Annotated in this window: 15 protein-coding genes; 5 read left to right on the top strand and 10 right to left on the bottom strand. The window is 69.3% G+C overall.

What is annotated here, in order from left to right; translation table 11 throughout:
• The first annotated feature begins 72 nt into the window (after nt 1-72).
• Nucleotides 73-384 carry a nickel-type superoxide dismutase maturation protease gene (sodX, locus tag QSK37_RS06700; protein ID WP_285618313.1) on the top strand — a complete coding sequence of 104 codons (312 nt, stop codon included), beginning with the start codon at nt 73-75 and terminating at the stop codon, nt 382-384.
• On the opposite strand, the gene QSK37_RS06695 is transcribed toward sodX, so the two are convergent.
• The 5 genes from QSK37_RS06695 to QSK37_RS06675 form a co-directional block, all read right to left on the bottom strand.
• Nucleotides 345-902 carry a CGNR zinc finger domain-containing protein gene (locus QSK37_RS06695; protein ID WP_285618311.1) on the bottom strand — a complete coding sequence of 186 codons (558 nt, stop codon included), beginning with the start codon at nt 900-902 and terminating at the stop codon, nt 345-347. The two genes, sodX and QSK37_RS06695, sit on opposite strands and share 40 nt — an antisense overlap.
• A gap of 195 nt (nt 903-1,097) precedes the next feature.
• Nucleotides 1,098-1,862, bottom strand: coding sequence for an amino acid ABC transporter ATP-binding protein (locus QSK37_RS06690; RefSeq protein WP_285618310.1), 765 nt, complete (start codon nt 1,860-1,862; stop codon nt 1,098-1,100).
• Nucleotides 1,859-2,818 (bottom strand): amino acid ABC transporter permease, encoded by a 960-nt coding sequence (locus QSK37_RS06685; RefSeq protein WP_285618309.1) that lies wholly within the window; start codon nt 2,816-2,818, stop codon nt 1,859-1,861. Before QSK37_RS06685 ends, QSK37_RS06690 begins: the two co-directional genes overlap by 4 nt.
• A gap of 7 nt (nt 2,819-2,825) precedes the next feature.
• Nucleotides 2,826-3,725, bottom strand: a complete 900-nt coding sequence (locus tag QSK37_RS06680) for an ABC transporter substrate-binding protein (RefSeq protein ID WP_285570260.1) — start codon at nt 3,723-3,725, stop codon at nt 2,826-2,828.
• A gap of 116 nt (nt 3,726-3,841) precedes the next feature.
• Complete coding sequence (locus QSK37_RS06675) at nt 3,842-4,696, bottom strand: ABC transporter substrate-binding protein (protein WP_285618308.1); 855 nt, start codon at nt 4,694-4,696, stop codon at nt 3,842-3,844.
• 448 nt (nt 4,697-5,144) lie between these two features.
• Between QSK37_RS06675 and QSK37_RS06670 the strand changes: the two genes are divergently transcribed.
• From QSK37_RS06670 to QSK37_RS06655, 4 genes are all read left to right on the top strand, one after another.
• The gene (locus tag QSK37_RS06670) at nt 5,145-6,251 is read left to right on the top strand and encodes an NAD(P)-dependent malic enzyme (protein ID WP_349497943.1); all 1,107 of its coding nucleotides are present in this window, start codon (nt 5,145-5,147) and stop codon (nt 6,249-6,251) included.
• A 112-nt stretch (nt 6,252-6,363) separates the two neighbouring features.
• Nucleotides 6,364-6,645, top strand: a complete 282-nt coding sequence (locus QSK37_RS06665) for a hypothetical protein (protein WP_285618307.1) — start codon at nt 6,364-6,366, stop codon at nt 6,643-6,645.
• Nucleotides 6,632-7,060 (top strand): type II toxin-antitoxin system VapC family toxin, encoded by a 429-nt coding sequence (locus tag QSK37_RS06660; RefSeq protein WP_285618306.1) that lies wholly within the window; start codon nt 6,632-6,634, stop codon nt 7,058-7,060. Before QSK37_RS06665 ends, QSK37_RS06660 begins: the two co-directional genes overlap by 14 nt.
• A gap of 45 nt (nt 7,061-7,105) precedes the next feature.
• Nucleotides 7,106-8,074, top strand: coding sequence for a zinc-binding dehydrogenase (locus tag QSK37_RS06655; protein ID WP_285618302.1), 969 nt, complete (start codon nt 7,106-7,108; stop codon nt 8,072-8,074).
• 56 nt (nt 8,075-8,130) lie between these two features.
• Here QSK37_RS06655 and QSK37_RS06650 read toward each other — a convergent pair whose 3' ends face one another.
• From QSK37_RS06650 to QSK37_RS06630, 5 genes are all read right to left on the bottom strand, one after another.
• A complete protein-coding gene (locus QSK37_RS06650; protein WP_285618300.1) occupies nt 8,131-9,801 on the bottom strand; it encodes an outer membrane protein assembly factor BamB family protein in 1,671 nt (556 codons plus the stop codon).
• A 264-nt stretch (nt 9,802-10,065) separates the two neighbouring features.
• Nucleotides 10,066-10,785 (bottom strand): PadR family transcriptional regulator, encoded by a 720-nt coding sequence (locus QSK37_RS06645; protein ID WP_285570246.1) that lies wholly within the window; start codon nt 10,783-10,785, stop codon nt 10,066-10,068.
• Nucleotides 10,782-11,609: a DUF4097 family beta strand repeat-containing protein gene (locus tag QSK37_RS06640; RefSeq protein WP_285618299.1), complete on the bottom strand. Its 828-nt coding sequence runs from the start codon at nt 11,607-11,609 to the stop codon at nt 10,782-10,784. The genes QSK37_RS06645 and QSK37_RS06640 overlap by 4 nt, the downstream gene beginning before the upstream one ends.
• A gap of 155 nt (nt 11,610-11,764) precedes the next feature.
• On the bottom strand, nt 11,765-11,944 hold the full coding sequence (locus QSK37_RS06635; RefSeq protein WP_285570241.1) for a DUF6104 family protein: 180 nt from the start codon (nt 11,942-11,944) through the stop codon (nt 11,765-11,767).
• A gap of 375 nt (nt 11,945-12,319) precedes the next feature.
• Entirely contained in the window at nt 12,320-16,018 is a 3,699-nt protein-coding gene (locus tag QSK37_RS06630) for a multifunctional oxoglutarate decarboxylase/oxoglutarate dehydrogenase thiamine pyrophosphate-binding subunit/dihydrolipoyllysine-residue succinyltransferase subunit (RefSeq protein ID WP_285618298.1), read from the bottom strand.
• Nucleotides 16,019-16,216: the final 198 nt, after the last annotated feature.

Here is a 16,216-nt window from a genome sequence, read left to right as displayed (position 1 = left end):
TTCGTAGAGCGTGCTGCAGTTACAAGACACTACTCCTGGGCCCCTTACCCCTGAGCGGAGAGGTTCATCACCATGCGCGCGGTCGAAGTGACGGGCGAGTCGATGCTGCCCGCGCTGCGTCCCGGAGACTGGCTGCTCGTACGCTCCGGCGCGCGGATCGTCCCCGGCAGCGTCGTGGTCGCCCGCCATCCCCACCGGGATCTGCTGATCGTCAAGCGGGCCGTACGGCACGAGGCGGACGGCTGGTGGCTGGAGAGCGACAACCAGCGCGCCGCGGGCCGCCAGGACAGCTGGGACTTCGGCGCGGTGCCCGACGCCCTGATCGTCGGGCGGGTCGTGCTCCGCTACTGGCCGAAGCCGTCACTGCGGCTGGGCCCGCCCTGAGAGACGGCGCGAACCCCGGCCTCGGCGCGTCCGGCGCACTGGTCGGAGCAGTAGCGGCGGGACCGGTTCGAGGAGGTGTCGATGAAGACGTTGCGGCACGGCTTCGCGTGGCAGATCGCGAGCCGGTCGAGCCCCTCGGCGGAGACGTAGACCGCCAGGCCCATGGCCGCCCCGGCGGCGTACCGGTCGGGGATCGAGCCGCTCTCGGTGATGTGCAGGTGCCAGCGCTGCCCGTCGTGGGCGGAGATCTGGGGATGCACCGGGTGCTGGAGCAGCAGGGAGTTGATGCCCTCGGCGGCGCCGTCCTCATCGCCCGCGGTCACCGACTCGAAGATCGAACGAAGGTCCGCCCGCAGCTGCACCATCGCCTCGAGGTCGGGCTTGGCGACCCGGCCGGACAGGTGCGGCCCGGCCGTGAGAAGGTCCCGGAGCGCGTCGAGATCCCCCAGACGGTCGCCCTCGGCCGTCTGGGTGTTCACCAGCCGGACCGCCAGATCGGCGTACGACGCGAGGTCCACGGGCCGCTCCTACGCGAGGCAGAGGCTGTGGTGCTGATCCGGCTATTACACTCCACGACGCTGCGGAGAGGAAGCCCGGCTTGCCGGATATGACAGATTTGCCGTAATCGCGGCGCGAGGCCGTACGGCCGCCGTGACACGCCCGGTCGGAGGTGGTGGCGGCGGACTGTGTGAGAACTCCGCCGCCACCCCTTCTCAGAGGACCTTGGACAGGAAGTCGCGCGTGCGCTGGTGCTGGGGATCGCTCAGCACCTCGCGTGGGCGGCCCTGTTCGACGATCGCGCCCTCGTCCATGAACACGAGGGAGTCGCCGACCTCCCGGGCGAACCCCATCTCGTGCGTCACCACGACCATCGTCATGCCGTCCACCGCCAGCTGCCGCATCACGTCGAGCACGTCCCCGACCAGTTCGGGGTCGAGCGCGCTCGTCGGCTCGTCGAACAGCATCAGCTTCGGCTCCATCGCCAGTGCCCGCGCGATCGCGACCCGCTGCTGCTGGCCGCCGGACAGCTGCGACGGGTAGCTGCCGACCTTGTCCGACAGGCCGACGCGGTCGAGCAGTTCCCGTGCCCGCTCGCGTACGGCGGCCTTCGGCTCGCCTCTGACCTGGACCGGCGCCTCCATGATGTTCTCCAGCGCGGTCATGTGCGGGAACAGGTTGAAGCGCTGGAACACCATCCCGATGTCCCGTCGTTGCGCCGCGACGTCCCTCTCGCGCATCTCGTGCAGTTTCTCGCCGCGCTGGCGGTAGCCCACGAGGTCGCCGTCCACCCAGAGCCGGCCGGAGTCGATCTTCTCCAGGTGGTTCATGCAGCGCAGGAAGGTCGACTTGCCCGAACCCGAGGGGCCGATGACGCACATGACCTCCCCGGACTCGACCTCCAGGTCGATGCCGCGCAGCACGTGCAGCCGCCCGAAGAACTTGTGAATGCCCTCCGCCTTGACCATCGGCTCGCTCATCTGTCCCCCTCCGGGTTCCGCATCGGCATCGGCGGCCGGACGTGGAAGCTCGTGAGGTTACGCCGCAGCAGCCGCTGCAGCGGGGTCGGGGGCAGCTCGCGGGAGGAGCCCCGGCCGTAGTACCGCTCCAGGTAGTACTGCCCGACCGACAGCACCGAGGTCACGATGATGTACCAGACGCTCACCACGATCAGCAGGGGGATGGTCCGGTAGTTCGCGTTGAAGATGTCCTCGCCGGCCTTCAGCAGCTCGGTGAAGGCCACCGTCGACGCCAGCGAGGTGGTCTTCAGCATCGAGATGGTCTCGTTGCCGGTCGGCGGGATGATCACGCGCATCGCCTGGGGCAGCACGATCCGCCGCATGACCTTCAGCCGTCGCATGCCCAGGGCCTGCGCGGCCTCGGTCTGGCCCTCGTCGACGGACAGGATCCCGGCCCGTACGACCTCCGACATGTACGCCGCCTCGTTCAGGCCGAGGCCGAGGATCGCCGCGACGAACGTGGTGACCAGGCTGTTGACGTCCCAGGTGATGAACGTCGGCCCGAACGGGATGCCGATCGAGATGTCGCCGAACAGCGCCTTGATGTTGAACCAGAAGATCAGCTGCACCAGCACCGGCGTACCGCGGAAGAACCAGATGTACAGCCACGCCGCCGAGGACAGCATCGGGTTGGACGACAGCCGCATCAGCGCCAGGACCACGCCGCCGACGATGCCGATGGCCATCGCGATCACGGTCAGCTCGAGCGTCGCCACCAGGCCCTTGAGGATGCCGCCGTCGAAGAAGTACTTCCCGAACGTCGACCAGTCCAGATTCGGGTTGGTGAACAGCATGTGGACGAGCATCGCGGCGAGCACCAGCACGATCGCCGCGCTGACCCACCTGCCCGGATGCCGGACCGGTACGGCCTTGATCGTCTCAGGCCGTACCGGTTCCGTCGTGTCGATGTCGGTCACGGCGTCCTCAGCCGGTGGCGCCGTTGACCTTGGGGTCGGTGATACCACCGTCGGAGATGCCCCACTTGTCGGTCAGCTGCTTGTACGTGCCGTCGCCGATCAGGTCCTTGACCGCCTTCTGGATCGCGTCCCGCAGCTCGTTCTCGTTCTTGGGGATCGCGATGCCGTACGGCGCGGTGTCGTAGGCCTTGCCCGCGATGACGAACTTGCCGTTCGACTCCTTGGCCGCGTACGCGGCGACGGGGGAGTCGGCCAGTACGGCGTCGGCGCGGCCGTTGCCGAGCGCCAGGTTGGCGGCGTTCTGGTCGTCGAGGGAGACCTTCACCGGAGCCGGCTTGCCGCCCTGCTTGCACTTGTCCACGCGGGCGCCGGCGTCGGGCTTGGCGCTCGACTTGGGCGTCAGCTCGTCCTCCTGCGTGGTGCCCTTCTCCACCGCGACCTTCTTGCCGCACAGCGACAGGTCGTCCGGCGAGAGCTTCAGCGGGTTGCCCGCCTTCACCATCAGGCCGGTGCCGGCGGAGAAGTAGGTCACGAAGTCGAAGCTCTGCTCGCGCTGCTTGTTGTCGGTGAAGGACGACAGGCTGATGTCGTACTTCTTGCTCTGCAGCGCCGGCAGGATGTTGTCGAACTTGACGTCCTGGAACTCCGCCTTGACCCCGAGCTTCTGGGCGATCGCGCCGCCCAGGTCGACGTCGAAGCCGACGACCTGCCCGTTCTGCTTGAACTCGTTGGGCGCGTACGACGCGTCCGTGGCGATCACGATCTTGCCGTTCTTCTTGATCGTGTCCAGGGCGCTCTTCTTGCCCGGGGTCGTGGTCTTGGCGTTACACGCGGACAGCGCGAGGGCGCCTGCCATGACGGTGATGCCCAACGCGATGCCGCGGCGGCGCAGAGGACCGATGTGCACGGCGTCCTCCTTCAGTGGGTCGGGGGATGCCCCCGATGGTGGCCAGATCAATGGGGGACATCTTGGCGCAACCCTGCCTCAAGTGGGATTACTGCCTTGAAACAATCACGCAACGGCTACTCGGCAGCATTGATCCGCGTATCGGGCACCGCGCCCGTCGCGAGGCCCCACTGCGTGGTGAGCCGCCGGTAGGTGCCGTCGGACATCAGCGCCTTCATCGCCTTGAAGATCTCGTCGCGCAGGTCGCTCGCGCGCTTGGGGATCGCGATGCCGTACAGGGCGGTCGCGTACGGGGAGCCGGCGCACTCGATGCGGCCGGCCGACTCCTTCGCTCCGTAGATCGCCGAGGGCGAGTCGGTGAGCGAGGCGTCGGCCTGACCTTTCGCGAGGGCGTCGGTGGCGGCCGCCTGGTCGTCGTAGGCCAGCCGGATCGGGGCCGGCCGGCCGGCGCTGCGGCAGGCGTCGATGCGCGTACCGGCGCCGGGCCGGGTCGCGTCCTTGCGGGAGAGCTCCTCTTCCTGTGTGGTGCCCTTCTCCACCGCGATCTTCTTGCCGCACAGCGACAGGCCGTCGGGTCGCAGACGCCGGGGATTGCCCTTCGGGACCATCAGCATCGTGCCCGCCGAGAGATAGGTGACGAAGTCGAACCGGCCCTCGCGTTCGCGGGTGTCGGTGAAGGAGGAGAGGCTGATGTCGTACTTGCCCTCGTCGAGGGCCTGCAGGATCGTGTCGAACCGCACGTCCTGGAACTCCGCCTTGACGCCGAGTTTGCGGGCGAGGGCATTGCCGAGATCAACGTCGAATCCGACGATCTGGTCACCCTGCTTGAACTCGTTCGGGGGGTACAGGGCGTCCGTGGCGATGAGGATTCTTCCTGCTCGCTTGACTTTGCCGAGGGGGCCGGTCGAGGCGTCCCGGCAGGCGGCGATCGAGGGGATTCCGAGCAGGGTGACGAAGGCCGCCGCGGCCACGCGGCGGACGATGGGCCGGGGGAACAGAGCGTCCTCCTGGGGACGGACGTTATGCGCGTACAGGGAAGTGGCTTAGGCGGCAGCTGGGACGGGCACGCTCTAAGCGGGACCAACAATGGCATAAACCCTTTACGGCTGGGTCCGAATGGCGCGGCGCGCCGCCGTGTTCGCGGGTGGTACGGTCCCCCGCCTGGGGTCTGCCGGATGGTGTGGTTCAATCGGTGAACGGGTGACCCCCGTACACCGAGAGACGTCCGCGCCGCCCGTTGACCCAGGGATGACGAGGATGTCTGCCCGTATTTGTCACGAAATAGCAGGGGTCGCTGTGGCTGCCAAGCCCGATCAACCTAAGCCTGACCAACCCAAGCCTGACCGGTCTGAGCCCGGTCAACCGTCCGAACGCGACGCCGATCCGGCCTTCGCGCTGCACCGAGGCGGCAAGCTCGAGGTGCGCTCGACCGTTCCGGTCCGCGACCGGGACGATCTCTCACTCGCCTACACGCCCGGCGTCGCCCGCGTCTGCACGGCGATCGCCGAAGAGCCCGACCTCGTGCACGACTACACCTGGGTCTCCAAGGTGGTGGCCGTGGTCACCGACGGCACCGCCGTACTCGGGCTGGGCGACATCGGCCCCGCCGCGGCGATGCCCGTGATGGAGGGCAAGTCGCTGCTCTTCAAGGAGTTCGCCGATGTGGACTCCGTGCCGATCTGCCTCGACTGCACCGACGCCGACGACCTCGTCGAGACGGTGATCCGGCTCGCGCCGAGCTTCGGCGGCATCAACCTCGAGGACATCAGCGCGCCGCGCTGCTTCGAGATCGAGGACCGACTCCGGGCCGCGCTCGACATCCCGGTCTTCCACGACGACCAGCACGGCACCGCGATCGTGGCGCTCGCCGCGCTGCGCAACGCCTCCCGGCTCACCGGCAAGCCGCTGTCGTCGATGCGCGCCGTCGTCGCCGGCGCGGGCGCCTCGGGGGTCGCCGTCACCCGGATCCTCCTGGAGGCCGGCATCGGCGACATCGCCGTCTCCGACAGCAAGGGGCTCATCTACGACGGCCGCGACGGCCTCAACCCGATCAAGCAGAAGCTCGCCGGGGACACCAACCGGGCGCAGCTCAAGGGCTCCACCGAAGACGCCCTGGTCGGCGCCGACGTCTTCATCGGACTCTCCGGCGGCACCATCCGCGAGGACTGCGTGGAGGCGATGGCCGACGACGCCATCGTGTTCGCCCTGTCCAACCCCGACCCGGAGATCCACCCGGAGGCCGCCCGCCGCCACGCGCGTGTCGTCGCCACCGGGCGGAGCGACTTCCCGAACCAGATCAACAACGTGCTGGCCTTCCCGGGCGTGTTCCGCGGCGCCCTCGACGTGCGGGCCCACTCGATCACCGAGGGCATGAAGCTCGCGGCGGCCACCGCCCTGGCCGACGTGGTCGGCGACGAGCTGGCGGAGGACTTCATCATCCCGAGCCCGTTCGACGAGCGCGTGGCCCCCGCGGTGACCAAGGCGGTCGCCGACAGGGCCCGCGAGGAGGGCGTCGCCCGCATCTAGCCGTCTGACCCCGGACACGGCCCGTACTCCAGTTCGAGAGTACGGGCCGTGTTCTTTTGGAAACGCGTTGTGATCATTGACATTTTTATGTCACCCTGCCGACACTGAAGGCATGCGGAGGACCACAGTGCGCATCGACGACGAGCTCCTCGCGGACGCCAAGGCGTTCGCGGCCAAGCACGGCCGCAGCCTCAACTCGGTAGTGGAGGATGCCTTGTACCAGTTGCTCAGACGCACCCACGCGTCCGGTGAACGCCGGCACGTCGACCTTCCGGTGTCCGGGGGCGGCGGGCTGCAGCCCCGCTGGAGCCCGGACGCCGACATCAAGCAGGTCGCCGACGAGGTGGCCACAGAGGACTACGTGACGGGGCAGGTTCGGGATGCTGCTTCTTGACGTCAACGTACTCATCTACGCCAACCGGATCGACGCCGAACGGCACGAGGACTACCGCCGGTGGGTCCTGGGAGTGATCGAGGGAGACGAGCCCTATGCGGTGTCGGACTTCGTCGTCAACGGCTTCATCCGGATCGTGACCGATCGCAGGATCTACCGGGTCCCGACCAAGTTGGAGGAGGCGCTGCTGTTCGCGGACGCGATCCGCAACCAGGAGCACGCCGTGGTCGTCAATCCGGGGAGTCGCCACTGGCCGATATTCACCGAGCTGTGCCGGCAGGCCGACGCCAGGGGAAAGCTGGTGCCGGACGCCTACCTGGCGGCGCTGGCCATCGAACACGGCTGCGAGTTCGTCAGCACCGACGGCGACTTCGCGCGGTTCCCCGGCCTGCGCTGGCGGCGTCCGTTCGATTAGCCCGGCGTCACGGCGGCCGAGGGCTCGTGAACTACAGTGCGGATCATGTTCGCCGTCACCGCAGCACGCATCGATGCCGACAACCCGCTGAACGGTCTGGAGGTCGGAGAGCGTCCTGAGCCCACGGTGCCCGAGGGCTGGACGACCGTGACCGTCAGGGCCACCGCGCTCAACCACCACGATGTCTGGACGCTCCGTGGCGTCGGGATACGGGAGGACCGGCTGCCGATCATTCTCGGCTGTGACGCGGCCGGGGTCGACGAGGACGGCAACGAAGTGATCGTCCACTCGGTGATCGGCGATCCGGAGCGCGGCGGCGGCGACGAGACGCTCGACCCGAAGCGGTCCCTGCTGTCGGAGTCCTACGACGGGACCTTCGCCGAGAAGGTCGCCGTGCCCCGGCGCAACCTCGTGCCCAAGCCGGCCTCACTGTCGTTCGAAGAGGCGGCCTGCCTGCCCACCGCGTGGCTGACCGCCTACCGCATGCTGTTCGGCAAGGCGGGGCTGGAGCCCGGGTCGACCGTCCTCGTGCAGGGTGCGGGCGGCGGCGTCGCCACGGCCGCGATCGCGCTGGGCTCGGCGGCCGGATACCGCGTGTGGGCCACGAGCCGCAGCGGCGACAAGCGCGAGCGGGCGGTCCAGCTCGGCGCGGACCAGGCGTTCGAATCCGGCGCTCGGCTGCCCGAGCGCGTGGACGCGGTCATCGAGACGGTCGGCGAGGCCACGTGGAGCCACTCGCTGAAGTCCCTGCGCCCCGGCGGCCGCATCGTCGTCTCCGGCGCCACCAGCGGCCAGGTGCCGCCGGCCGAGCTCAACCGCGTGTTCTTCCTGCAGCTCTCGGTGGTGGGCTCCACCATGGGCACCCGCGATCAGCTCGTACGGCTCGCGCGTTTCCTCGACGTCACCGGCGTGCGCCCGAAGATCGACCGCGTGCTGCCGCTGTCCGAGGCCCGCGACGGCTTCGCCGCGATGGCCGAGGGCGACCTCTTCGGAAAGATCGTCTTCACACCCTGACGGGGCGGACGCACGTCGCCCCGGCCACGTGCGGCACGTGGCCGGGGCGAGGACGCTCAGCCCAGCGCGTACACGCTCGGGGTGTGCTGGCTCGGCACGATCGTCAGCGAGATGCCGAACAGGTGCGAGCCGTCCCAGTACAGGCGGCTCACCCGGGGCCTCGCGATGAGGTCCCGGGAGTACGCCGGTCCCATCGCGGTCGCCTTGCCGTCGGCGCCGCCGAGCCTGAACACCTGCGGCGGATTCTCGTACGTGCCGTCGCTCATCGCGATGACCGCGCCGCCCGCGAACGCCACCGGGACACCCGTCACCTTCGGGCCGAGTGAGGTCGCCCAGCGCTGCCGGCCGGTCGCGAGGTCGAAGGCCACGAGCTTGTTCGTGTCGCGCAGGCTGTTGACGGCCGTCTGCTCGGTGCCGACCACGAGCGTGTCGGCGGAGACGGCCGCGTGGATGAGCATGTGGCTCGCGAGCCCGGAGTAGGAGTTCATGTTCAGCGAGCCCCAGGCGCCCTTCTGCGGGATCGTCGCCTTCACACGGAACGCGTCGTCGAGGGAGATGAACGCGCCGTTGTCGCTGGAACCGCCGTTCAGTACGACCGGCTGGGTGGACAGCAGCCGGAAGGTGGCGTTCTCGATGCCCGAGGGGACGGTGACCGGGGCCTTCTTGGTGACCGTTCCGTTGTCGGGCGACACCTGCGCCACCGTCACGGTGTCGCGGGAGCCGAGGCAGTCGAAGAGCACCATCGCGGTGTTCGCGCCGGGCAGCAGGTCGTTGACGAAACAGTCGTCGCTGCCGGCCGCCTTCGGGTCGAGCCGCCAGCGCTGGTGCCCGGACAGGTCGAAGCCGGTGAGGCCCCCGCCGTACTCGATGACGGCGGTGCTGCCGATGATCTCGGCGCTCAGGGTGTTGTTCCCGCTGGTCGTGCCGGACTGGAGCGTGCCCTGCGCACGTGCCCGGCCGGTGGCCAGGTCGATCAGCGCGAACGCCTCGCACCTGGTGACCGTGCCGCCGCTGCCGGCGCCGAATCCGATCACGCCGACGTTGCCGCCGGTCGCGGTGCTCAGGCCGCAGATCAACGACTGACCTCCACCGCCGGGGAGCGGCGGTGACGCGAGCTGCCAGCGTCGTTGTCCGGTACGGGCGTCGTACGCGACGAGCCCCTCGGGTGCGACGGTGACGGACAGGTCGGTGGTGTGCCAGGCGCCGACGAAGCTGGAGCCGAGGGTGTTCTGCGGGGCGTCGAAGCTCTGCCAGAGCACCTTGCCCTTCAGCGGCCCGCCCGACGCGGTCGTTCCGCCGCCGTCATCGGAGGACCGGTTGAAGACCGCGTAACCGGCGACCGCGATGACCACCAGGACGACGACGGCGAGGACGATGCCGATGGGCCGCCCGGCCCCGCGCTTCTTCGCGGGGGGTCCGCCGGGACCCTGCGCCCCGGGGCCGTACGGCGCCTGGGGACCGGGCCCGTACGGTGCCTGCGGAGGGCCGCCCCACGGACCCTGGGGCGGCCCCCACGGGTTCTGGGGCCCGCCCGGACCGTACCCGCCGGGCTGTTGCGGCGCGCCGGGACCGTGGCCCTGCGGCGGAGGGCCGCCGGGCGGCCGGCCCGTCGCCCCCTCACCGGGGCTCCAGGCCTGCGTCGCCTCATATCCCGGCGAGGGTTGCGACGAAGGGGACTGCCGGCGGCCGTCAGAACCGCCTTCCGAACGCTGCTGCTCGGGTGACATCACGAACGAAGGCCTCTCAACACAGCGGGTGGGTGGCGAGTGCGCGCCTGGCGCGGAGACACCGCAAGATCACTCGCATCGTCGCAGTTGCTGACAGTTCGCGTACGTGACATTACGATTTGTGGCCGATTGTGCAATTCGGCCTCTCCGTCCGGGGCGGCAACGCTGACTCCGACGTCCGAAACCCGCCGGGCGGTTCCGGCGCGATGACACGCCGTCCTACGCCCAGCGCGGTGCGCTCACCCCGCCCGCCGTACCAGGGCCTTACTGCTGCGGAGGGAAGATCTCGGTGCGGAGGCGCTCGGAGGTCTCGGCGAGCAGCTCGCGGGCACGGGCGAGCTGGTCATCGCTCACGCCCTCGCGTGCGGCGGCGCGGACGTCCTCGACGAACCGGCGAAGCGTGCGGTCCAGTTTCACGCGGGCCGCGTCGTCCGGGGTGCCGGTGGCGGTGGTCCAGGCGTCCTCCCAGGTGTGCCGCCACTCCTCCTTCAGGGCGCGCTTGTGGTCCTTCCACTGCTCCTTCTGGCGCTTCCACTCGTCCTTCTGGCGCTGCGTGGTGGCCTTGATGTTCTGCGTCGTGCCCACCGGGCCCTGCTTGCGCATCTCGCGTGCGGCCTGCGTCAGCTCCTCGCGCAGCGAGCGTACGGTGTCGCGGACGTCCTCCTGCACCTCGCGGGCGATGTCGCGGACCGACTCGGTCAGCTCCTCCTCCAGCTCCGCGAGCTCATCCATGCGCCGCTCGAGTTCGGCGCGGCCCGCGTCGGTCAGCCGGTAGACCTTCTTGCCCTTGACGACCTCGTGGGTGACGAGCCCTTCCTCCTCCAGCCGGGCGAGCCGCGGGTAGATGGTGCCGGGCGAGGGGGAGTACACACCGAGGAAACGATCCTGGAGCAGCCGGATGACCTCGTAGCCGTGCCGTGGGCTCTCTTCGAGCAGCTTCAGCAGGTACAGCCTCAGCCGGCCGTGACCGAACACGGGACTCATCGGTCGTACGCTCCTTCTCGCTTCAGTGCGTCGGGCTCGGGGCGGCTCAACAGCGTGATCGCACCGGAGACCGAGTTGACGTTGAGGGAGGCCGCTCCGCCGCCGAGCGTACCGGTGATGCTCTTGCCGACAGGGGGATCCTGCCGGGCGAGGCCGTCGAACGCCGCGTCGATCCGGCCGCTCATGGACAGCAGCGAGACCTTGGCCGAGGACGACGTCGGCAGCCGCATGGTCACCTCGCCGGAGACGGTCCTGATCTGCGCGGCGGCGCCGTCGCGAAGGTCGACGTCGGTGGTGATCCGCCCGCTCACGGAGTGGGCGCTCAGCCGGTCGAGCGCGCCGCGGGCGAGGGCCAGGTCGCCGGCCACGGAGTTGAACATCAGCGAGCCGCCGACACCGTGCGCCTCCACCGCGCCGGTCGCGGTGTTGGCGTCGATGGAGCCGGTCACACCGTCGAGGGTCACGTCGCCCGAGGCGGTCTTGACCGACACGCGGCCCGACATGCCGTTGACGACGGCGTTCGCGGTGACCAGGTTGAGGGTGACCGGGCAGTCCGCGGGCACCGTGATGGTGATCGCGGCACGCCCACGGGTGTTCTGCAGCCAGCGGAAGACGCCCTCGATGCCGCTCTGCTTGTGGGTGATGGTCAGCATGCCCGCCTCGTGCACGACCTCGAGCGGGTGGCCGGAGACCTCGCTCACGTGCAGGGCGGGGCGATCGCTGGTCGGCAGCACGGAGACGGTGCCCGCCACGATGTTCGCCTTGAGAGCGACCACTCCGTCGAAGTCGATCTTCGTCGGCTCGTCGACCGTCCAGCGCGCCATGATGCGACTTCCCTTCCGTCGGAACGCTTCGTCAACAAGATATGTCGCGTTTCTGGAAAGTTCAAGATGTATCGCGTCTGGGGAGGTGAAGCGGTGGACTCTCAGGCGGCGGCCCGGCCCGCGTCGGGCGAGGCATGTGCGCCGCCGGACGCCGGTCAGTCGTCGTCTTCGTCGGAGAGTCTCGCCAGCCAGGTCGCGAGGCGCTCGACCGGTGTCTCGAACTCGGGGTTCAGGTCGACGAACTCCCGGAGACGGTCGGCCATCCACGCGAGCGAGACCTCTTCCTCGCCGCGGCGTTCGGCGAGTTCCTCGATCCCTCGGTCGGTGAAGTACATGCGTCCAAGTTCGCAATCGTCAGTCAGGTGGGTGGTCCGGACGGCGCCCAAGGTAGCAGCCGGTACGCGCCGCGGCCGGGCACGGTACCGCGGCGAGGACCGTACGGCACCCTCGCAAGGGTCCGGGAGACCGATGCCCCACTGCACGGGGTGAGTGAACGCCTCGGACCGAAGCCGGAGAGCAGGGAACGCGTCGCGGCGGTGGCCTCGGTCGCGGCCCGGAACCAGGACGGTCATCGGCGCGGCCGACGGCGAAGCATCTCTGACCTGTCGGCCGCGGCGGGCCGGGTGGTCTCCTGGAGACCGCCCGTACCCCGTGCTCTGCCGGCTCGCGTGCGATCCTGGCCCGCCGCGAGCGGCGGGCCAGGGTTGCTCTCAGCGTTCGCCGAACAGGGCGGCGAGCAGGCCCTGCTGCTCGGCCGCGTGCATCTTGGCCGATCCGACGGCGGGCGACGAGCTGGCCCGGCGGGACACCCGCTTGAGCTCGCGGCCCTCCAGATGCGCGGGCAGCTTCAGCGACATGAACGGCCAGGCGCCCATGTTGGCGGGCTCGTCCTGGACCCAGATCAGCTCCGCGTCGGCCGGGTACTTCGCCAGCTCCGCCTTGATCTCGTCGACCGGCAGCGGGTAGAGCCGCTCGACCCGGACGATCGCGGTCGAGGTGTCGTCGGCCTTGTCCCGTGCGCCGACCAGGTCGTAGTAGAGACGGCCGGTGGTGAGCACGACGCGGCGTACCTGGCCGAGCTCCGCCGTCTCGCCGATCACCGGCCGGAACGACCCGGAGGTGAACTCCGACGTCGCCGACGTCGCCGCCTTGAGCCGCAGCAGCTGCTTCGGCGTGAACACGATCAGCGGCTTCTCCCGCGGCGACAGCGCCTGCCAGCGCAGCAGGTGGAAGTAGTTGGCGGGCGTGCTCGGCTGCGCCACCGTCATGTTGTCCTGCGCGCACAGCTGGAGGTAGCGCTCGATGCGGGCCGAGGAGTGGTCCGGGCCCTGGCCCTCGTAGCCGTGCGGCAGCAGCAGCACGACCGAGGAATGCTGGCCCCACTTCTGCTCGCCGGAGGAGATGTACTCGTCCAAGATCGACTGGGCGCCGTTGGCGAAGTCGCCGAACTGGGCCTCCCAGCAGACCAGAGCGTCGGGCCGGGTCATCGAGTAGCCGTACTCGAAGCCCATCGCGGCGTACTCGCTCAGCAGCGAGTCGTGCACGTAGAACTTCGAGGTGCCCTGCCCGAACTGCTTCAGCGGGGTGTACTCCTCGCCGGTCTTGCGGTCGAACAGCACCGCGTGACGCTGGCCGAAGGTGCCGCGGCGGGTGTCCTGGCCGACGACGCGCACCGGGCGGCCGTCGATCAGCAGCGAGCCGAACGCGAACATCTCACCGGTCGCCCAGTCGATCGCGTTGTCCTCGATCATCTGCGCGCGCTTTTGCACCAGCGGCTGCACCCGCGGGTGCGGCGTGAAGCCCTCCGGCAGGTTGAGCTGCGTGTCGACGATCCGCTTGACCGTCTCGTCCGAGATGGCCGTGGGCACGCCCTTGTGGTCGACCGGGATGCGCTCGGTGTCGGGCTTGGTGAAGCTGTCCTGCGGCGGCTGGTTGATGGCCTCGCGCGTCTCGGCGAAGGCCCGCTCCAGCTGCTCCTGGTAGTCGCGGAGCGCCTGCTCGGCCTCTTCGACGGTGATGTCGCCGCGGCCGATCAGCGCCTCGGTGTAGAGCTTGCGCACCGAACGCTTGGCGTCGATGAGGTCGTACATGAGCGGCTGCGTGAACGACGGGTTGTCGGACTCGTTGTGGCCGCGCCGCCGGTAGCAGATCAGGTCGATCACGACGTCCTTGTTGAACGCCTGGCGGTATTCGAACGCCAGCCGGGCGACCCGCGCGCACTGCTCGGGGTCGTCGCCGTTCACGTGGAAGATCGGCGCCTGGATCATGCGCGCCACGTCCGTGGCGTACACGCTGGACCGGGAGTACTCCGGGGCGGTGGTGAAGCCGACCTGGTTGTTCACGACGATGTGCACGGTGCCGCCGGTGCGGTAGCCGCGGAGCTGGGAGAGGTTCAGCGTCTCGGCCACGACGCCCTGGCCGGCGAAGGCCGCGTCGCCGTGGATGAGGATCGGCATCACCGTGAACTTGCCCTCGCCGAGGTCGAGGACGTCCTGCTTGGCGCGGACGACGCCCTCGGCGACCGGGTCGACGGTCTCCAGGTGGCTCGGGTTGGCCACGAGCGAGGTGCGGATCTTCGAGCCGTCGTGGGCCACGAAGTCGCCGTCGGCGCCGAGGTGGTACTTCACGTCGCCGGAGCCCTGCGCGCTGCGCGGGTCGAGGTTGCCCTCGAACTCACCGAAGATCTGGCCGTAGGACTTGCCCACGATGTTGGCCAGGACGTTGAGCCGGCCGCGGTGGGCCATGCCGATGACGACCTCGTCGAGGTGCTCCTGCGCGGCCGCGGTGATCACCGAGTCGAGCAGCGGGATGAGCGACTCGCCGCCCTCGAGGGAGAAGCGCTTCTGGCCGACGAACTTGGTCTGCAGGAACGTCTCGAACGCCTCGGCGGTGTTGAGCCGGCCGAGGATGTGCTTCTGCTCCTCGCGGTCGGGCTTCTCCGGCGGGACCTCGACGCGCGCCTGGATCCAGGCCCGCTCGTCGGGCTCCTGGATGTGCATGTACTCGATGCCGACCGTACGGCAGTAGGAGTTGCGCAGCACGCCGAGGATGTCGCGCAGCTTCATTGTCGGCTTGCCGCCGAACCCGCCGGTGGCGAACTCGCGCTCCAGGTCCCACAGGGTGAGGCCGTGCTTGAGGACGTCGAGGTCGGGGTGGCGGCGCTGGGTGTACTCCAGCGGGTCGGTGTCGGCCATGAGGTGGCCGCGCACGCGGTAGGCGTGGATCAGCTCGTGCACCCGGGCGACCTTGGCGACGTCGTCCTCGTGGGTGGCGCTGATGTCCTGGACCCAGCGGACCGGCTCGTACGGGATGCGCAGGGCCTCGAAGATCTCGTCGTAGAACTCGCCCTCGCCGAGCAGGAGCTGGTGGACGACGCGCAGGAAGTCGCCCGACTGGGCGCCCTGGATGATGCGGTGGTCGTACGTCGAGGTCAGCGTCATGACCTTGCTGATGCCGAGGCGGGCCAGCGACTCCTCGGACGTGCCGGCGTACTCGGCGGGGTACTCCATCGCGCCCACGCCGATGATCGTGCCCTGGCCGGGCATCAGGCGGGGCACCGAGTGCACCGTGCCGATCGTGCCCGGGTTGGTGAGGCTGATCGTGGTGCCGGCGTAGTCGTCGATCGTCAGCTTGTTGTTGCGCGCCTTGCGCACGACCTCTTCGTACGCCGCCCAGAACTGGCGGAAGTCGAGGGTCTCGGCGTTCTTGATGTTGGGCACGACGAGCTGCCGCTGGCCGTCGTCCTTCTTCAGGTCGATCGCCAGGCCGAAGTTGACGTGCTCGGGCTGGATCAGCGTCGGCTTGCCGTCCACCTCGGCGTACGAGGCGTTCATCGCCGGCATGGTCTGCAACGCCTTGACCAGGGCGTACCCGATCAGGTGCGTGAAGGAGACCTTGCCGCCCCGCCCGCGCTTGAGGTGGTTGTTGATGACGATGCGGTTGTCGATCAGCAGCTTGGCGGGGACCGCGCGCACGCTCGTCGCGGTCGGCACGGCCAGGCTGGCCTCCATGTTGGCGACCGTGCGGGCGGCGACGCCGCGCAGCCGCACCTCCTCGGCTCCACCGGGGATCTGGGGAGCGGGGGCGGCCTTCTTGGCCGGCTTCTCAGGCGCCTTCGCGGCCGGCTTCGGCTCGGCCTTGGCGGCGGGAGCGGCGGCGGGCTTCTGCTTGGGTACGGGCGTCGCGGCGGAGGGCGTCGCGGGAGCGGGTGTCGGAGGGGAGGCGGCCGCGCCGTCGGTGGCCTTGGCCGGCCGGTCCGGCTGGTAGTCGGCGAAGAAGTTCCACCAGGCTCGGTCAACCGAGTTGGGGTCTTCGAGGTACTTCTGATAAAGCTCGTCGACCAGCCACTCGTTGGGACCGAAGTCTGGAGTGGTCTGGTCGGCGGAGGATCGCGACGACTGAGTCGACACGGCGGAGATCGCCCTCTTCCGCGCTCGCAGGTGGTTCTGTAATCGAGACAAGGCTACTCGTCCGTGACCGTCCGCGATGCAAGGCTCGAGGTTCTCACGATGTGGACAGGCCACGTCCATGCACAGCGCTCCTGCGGATAGGGATATTCCGCGCTAATTCGGGCGGCGATAAAGGTGTTCGCTGAGGGGCTCGATGGC

The organism is Actinoallomurus iriomotensis (assembly GCF_030269445.1).
In the GTDB taxonomy this organism is placed as follows: Bacteria; Actinomycetota; Actinomycetes; order Streptosporangiales; family Streptosporangiaceae; genus Actinoallomurus; species Actinoallomurus iriomotensis.
The sequence above is the reverse complement of the archived record's forward strand: the minus strand, read 5'-3'. Positions and strand labels throughout refer to the sequence as shown.

What these genes read in the sequence shown, in the direction of transcription:
- sodX (WP_285618313.1), top strand. Translation starts at nt 73, where the DNA reads ATGCGCGCGGTCGAAGTGACGGGCGAGTCGATGCTGCCCGCGCTGCGT.
- QSK37_RS06690 (WP_285618310.1), bottom strand. Translation starts at nt 1,862, where the DNA reads ATGAGCGAGCCGATGGTCAAGGCGGAGGGCATTCACAAGTTCTTCGGG.
- QSK37_RS06665 (WP_285618307.1), top strand. Translation starts at nt 6,364, where the DNA reads ATGCGGAGGACCACAGTGCGCATCGACGACGAGCTCCTCGCGGACGCC.
- QSK37_RS06660 (WP_285618306.1), top strand. Translation starts at nt 6,632, where the DNA reads ATGCTGCTTCTTGACGTCAACGTACTCATCTACGCCAACCGGATCGAC.
- QSK37_RS06655 (WP_285618302.1), top strand. Translation starts at nt 7,106, where the DNA reads ATGTTCGCCGTCACCGCAGCACGCATCGATGCCGACAACCCGCTGAAC.
- QSK37_RS06650 (WP_285618300.1), bottom strand. Translation starts at nt 9,801, where the DNA reads ATGTCACCCGAGCAGCAGCGTTCGGAAGGCGGTTCTGACGGCCGCCGG.
- QSK37_RS06645 (WP_285570246.1), bottom strand. Translation starts at nt 10,785, where the DNA reads ATGAGTCCCGTGTTCGGTCACGGCCGGCTGAGGCTGTACCTGCTGAAG.
- QSK37_RS06640 (WP_285618299.1), bottom strand. Translation starts at nt 11,609, where the DNA reads ATGGCGCGCTGGACGGTCGACGAGCCGACGAAGATCGACTTCGACGGA.
- QSK37_RS06635 (WP_285570241.1), bottom strand. Translation starts at nt 11,944, where the DNA reads ATGTACTTCACCGACCGAGGGATCGAGGAACTCGCCGAACGCCGCGGC.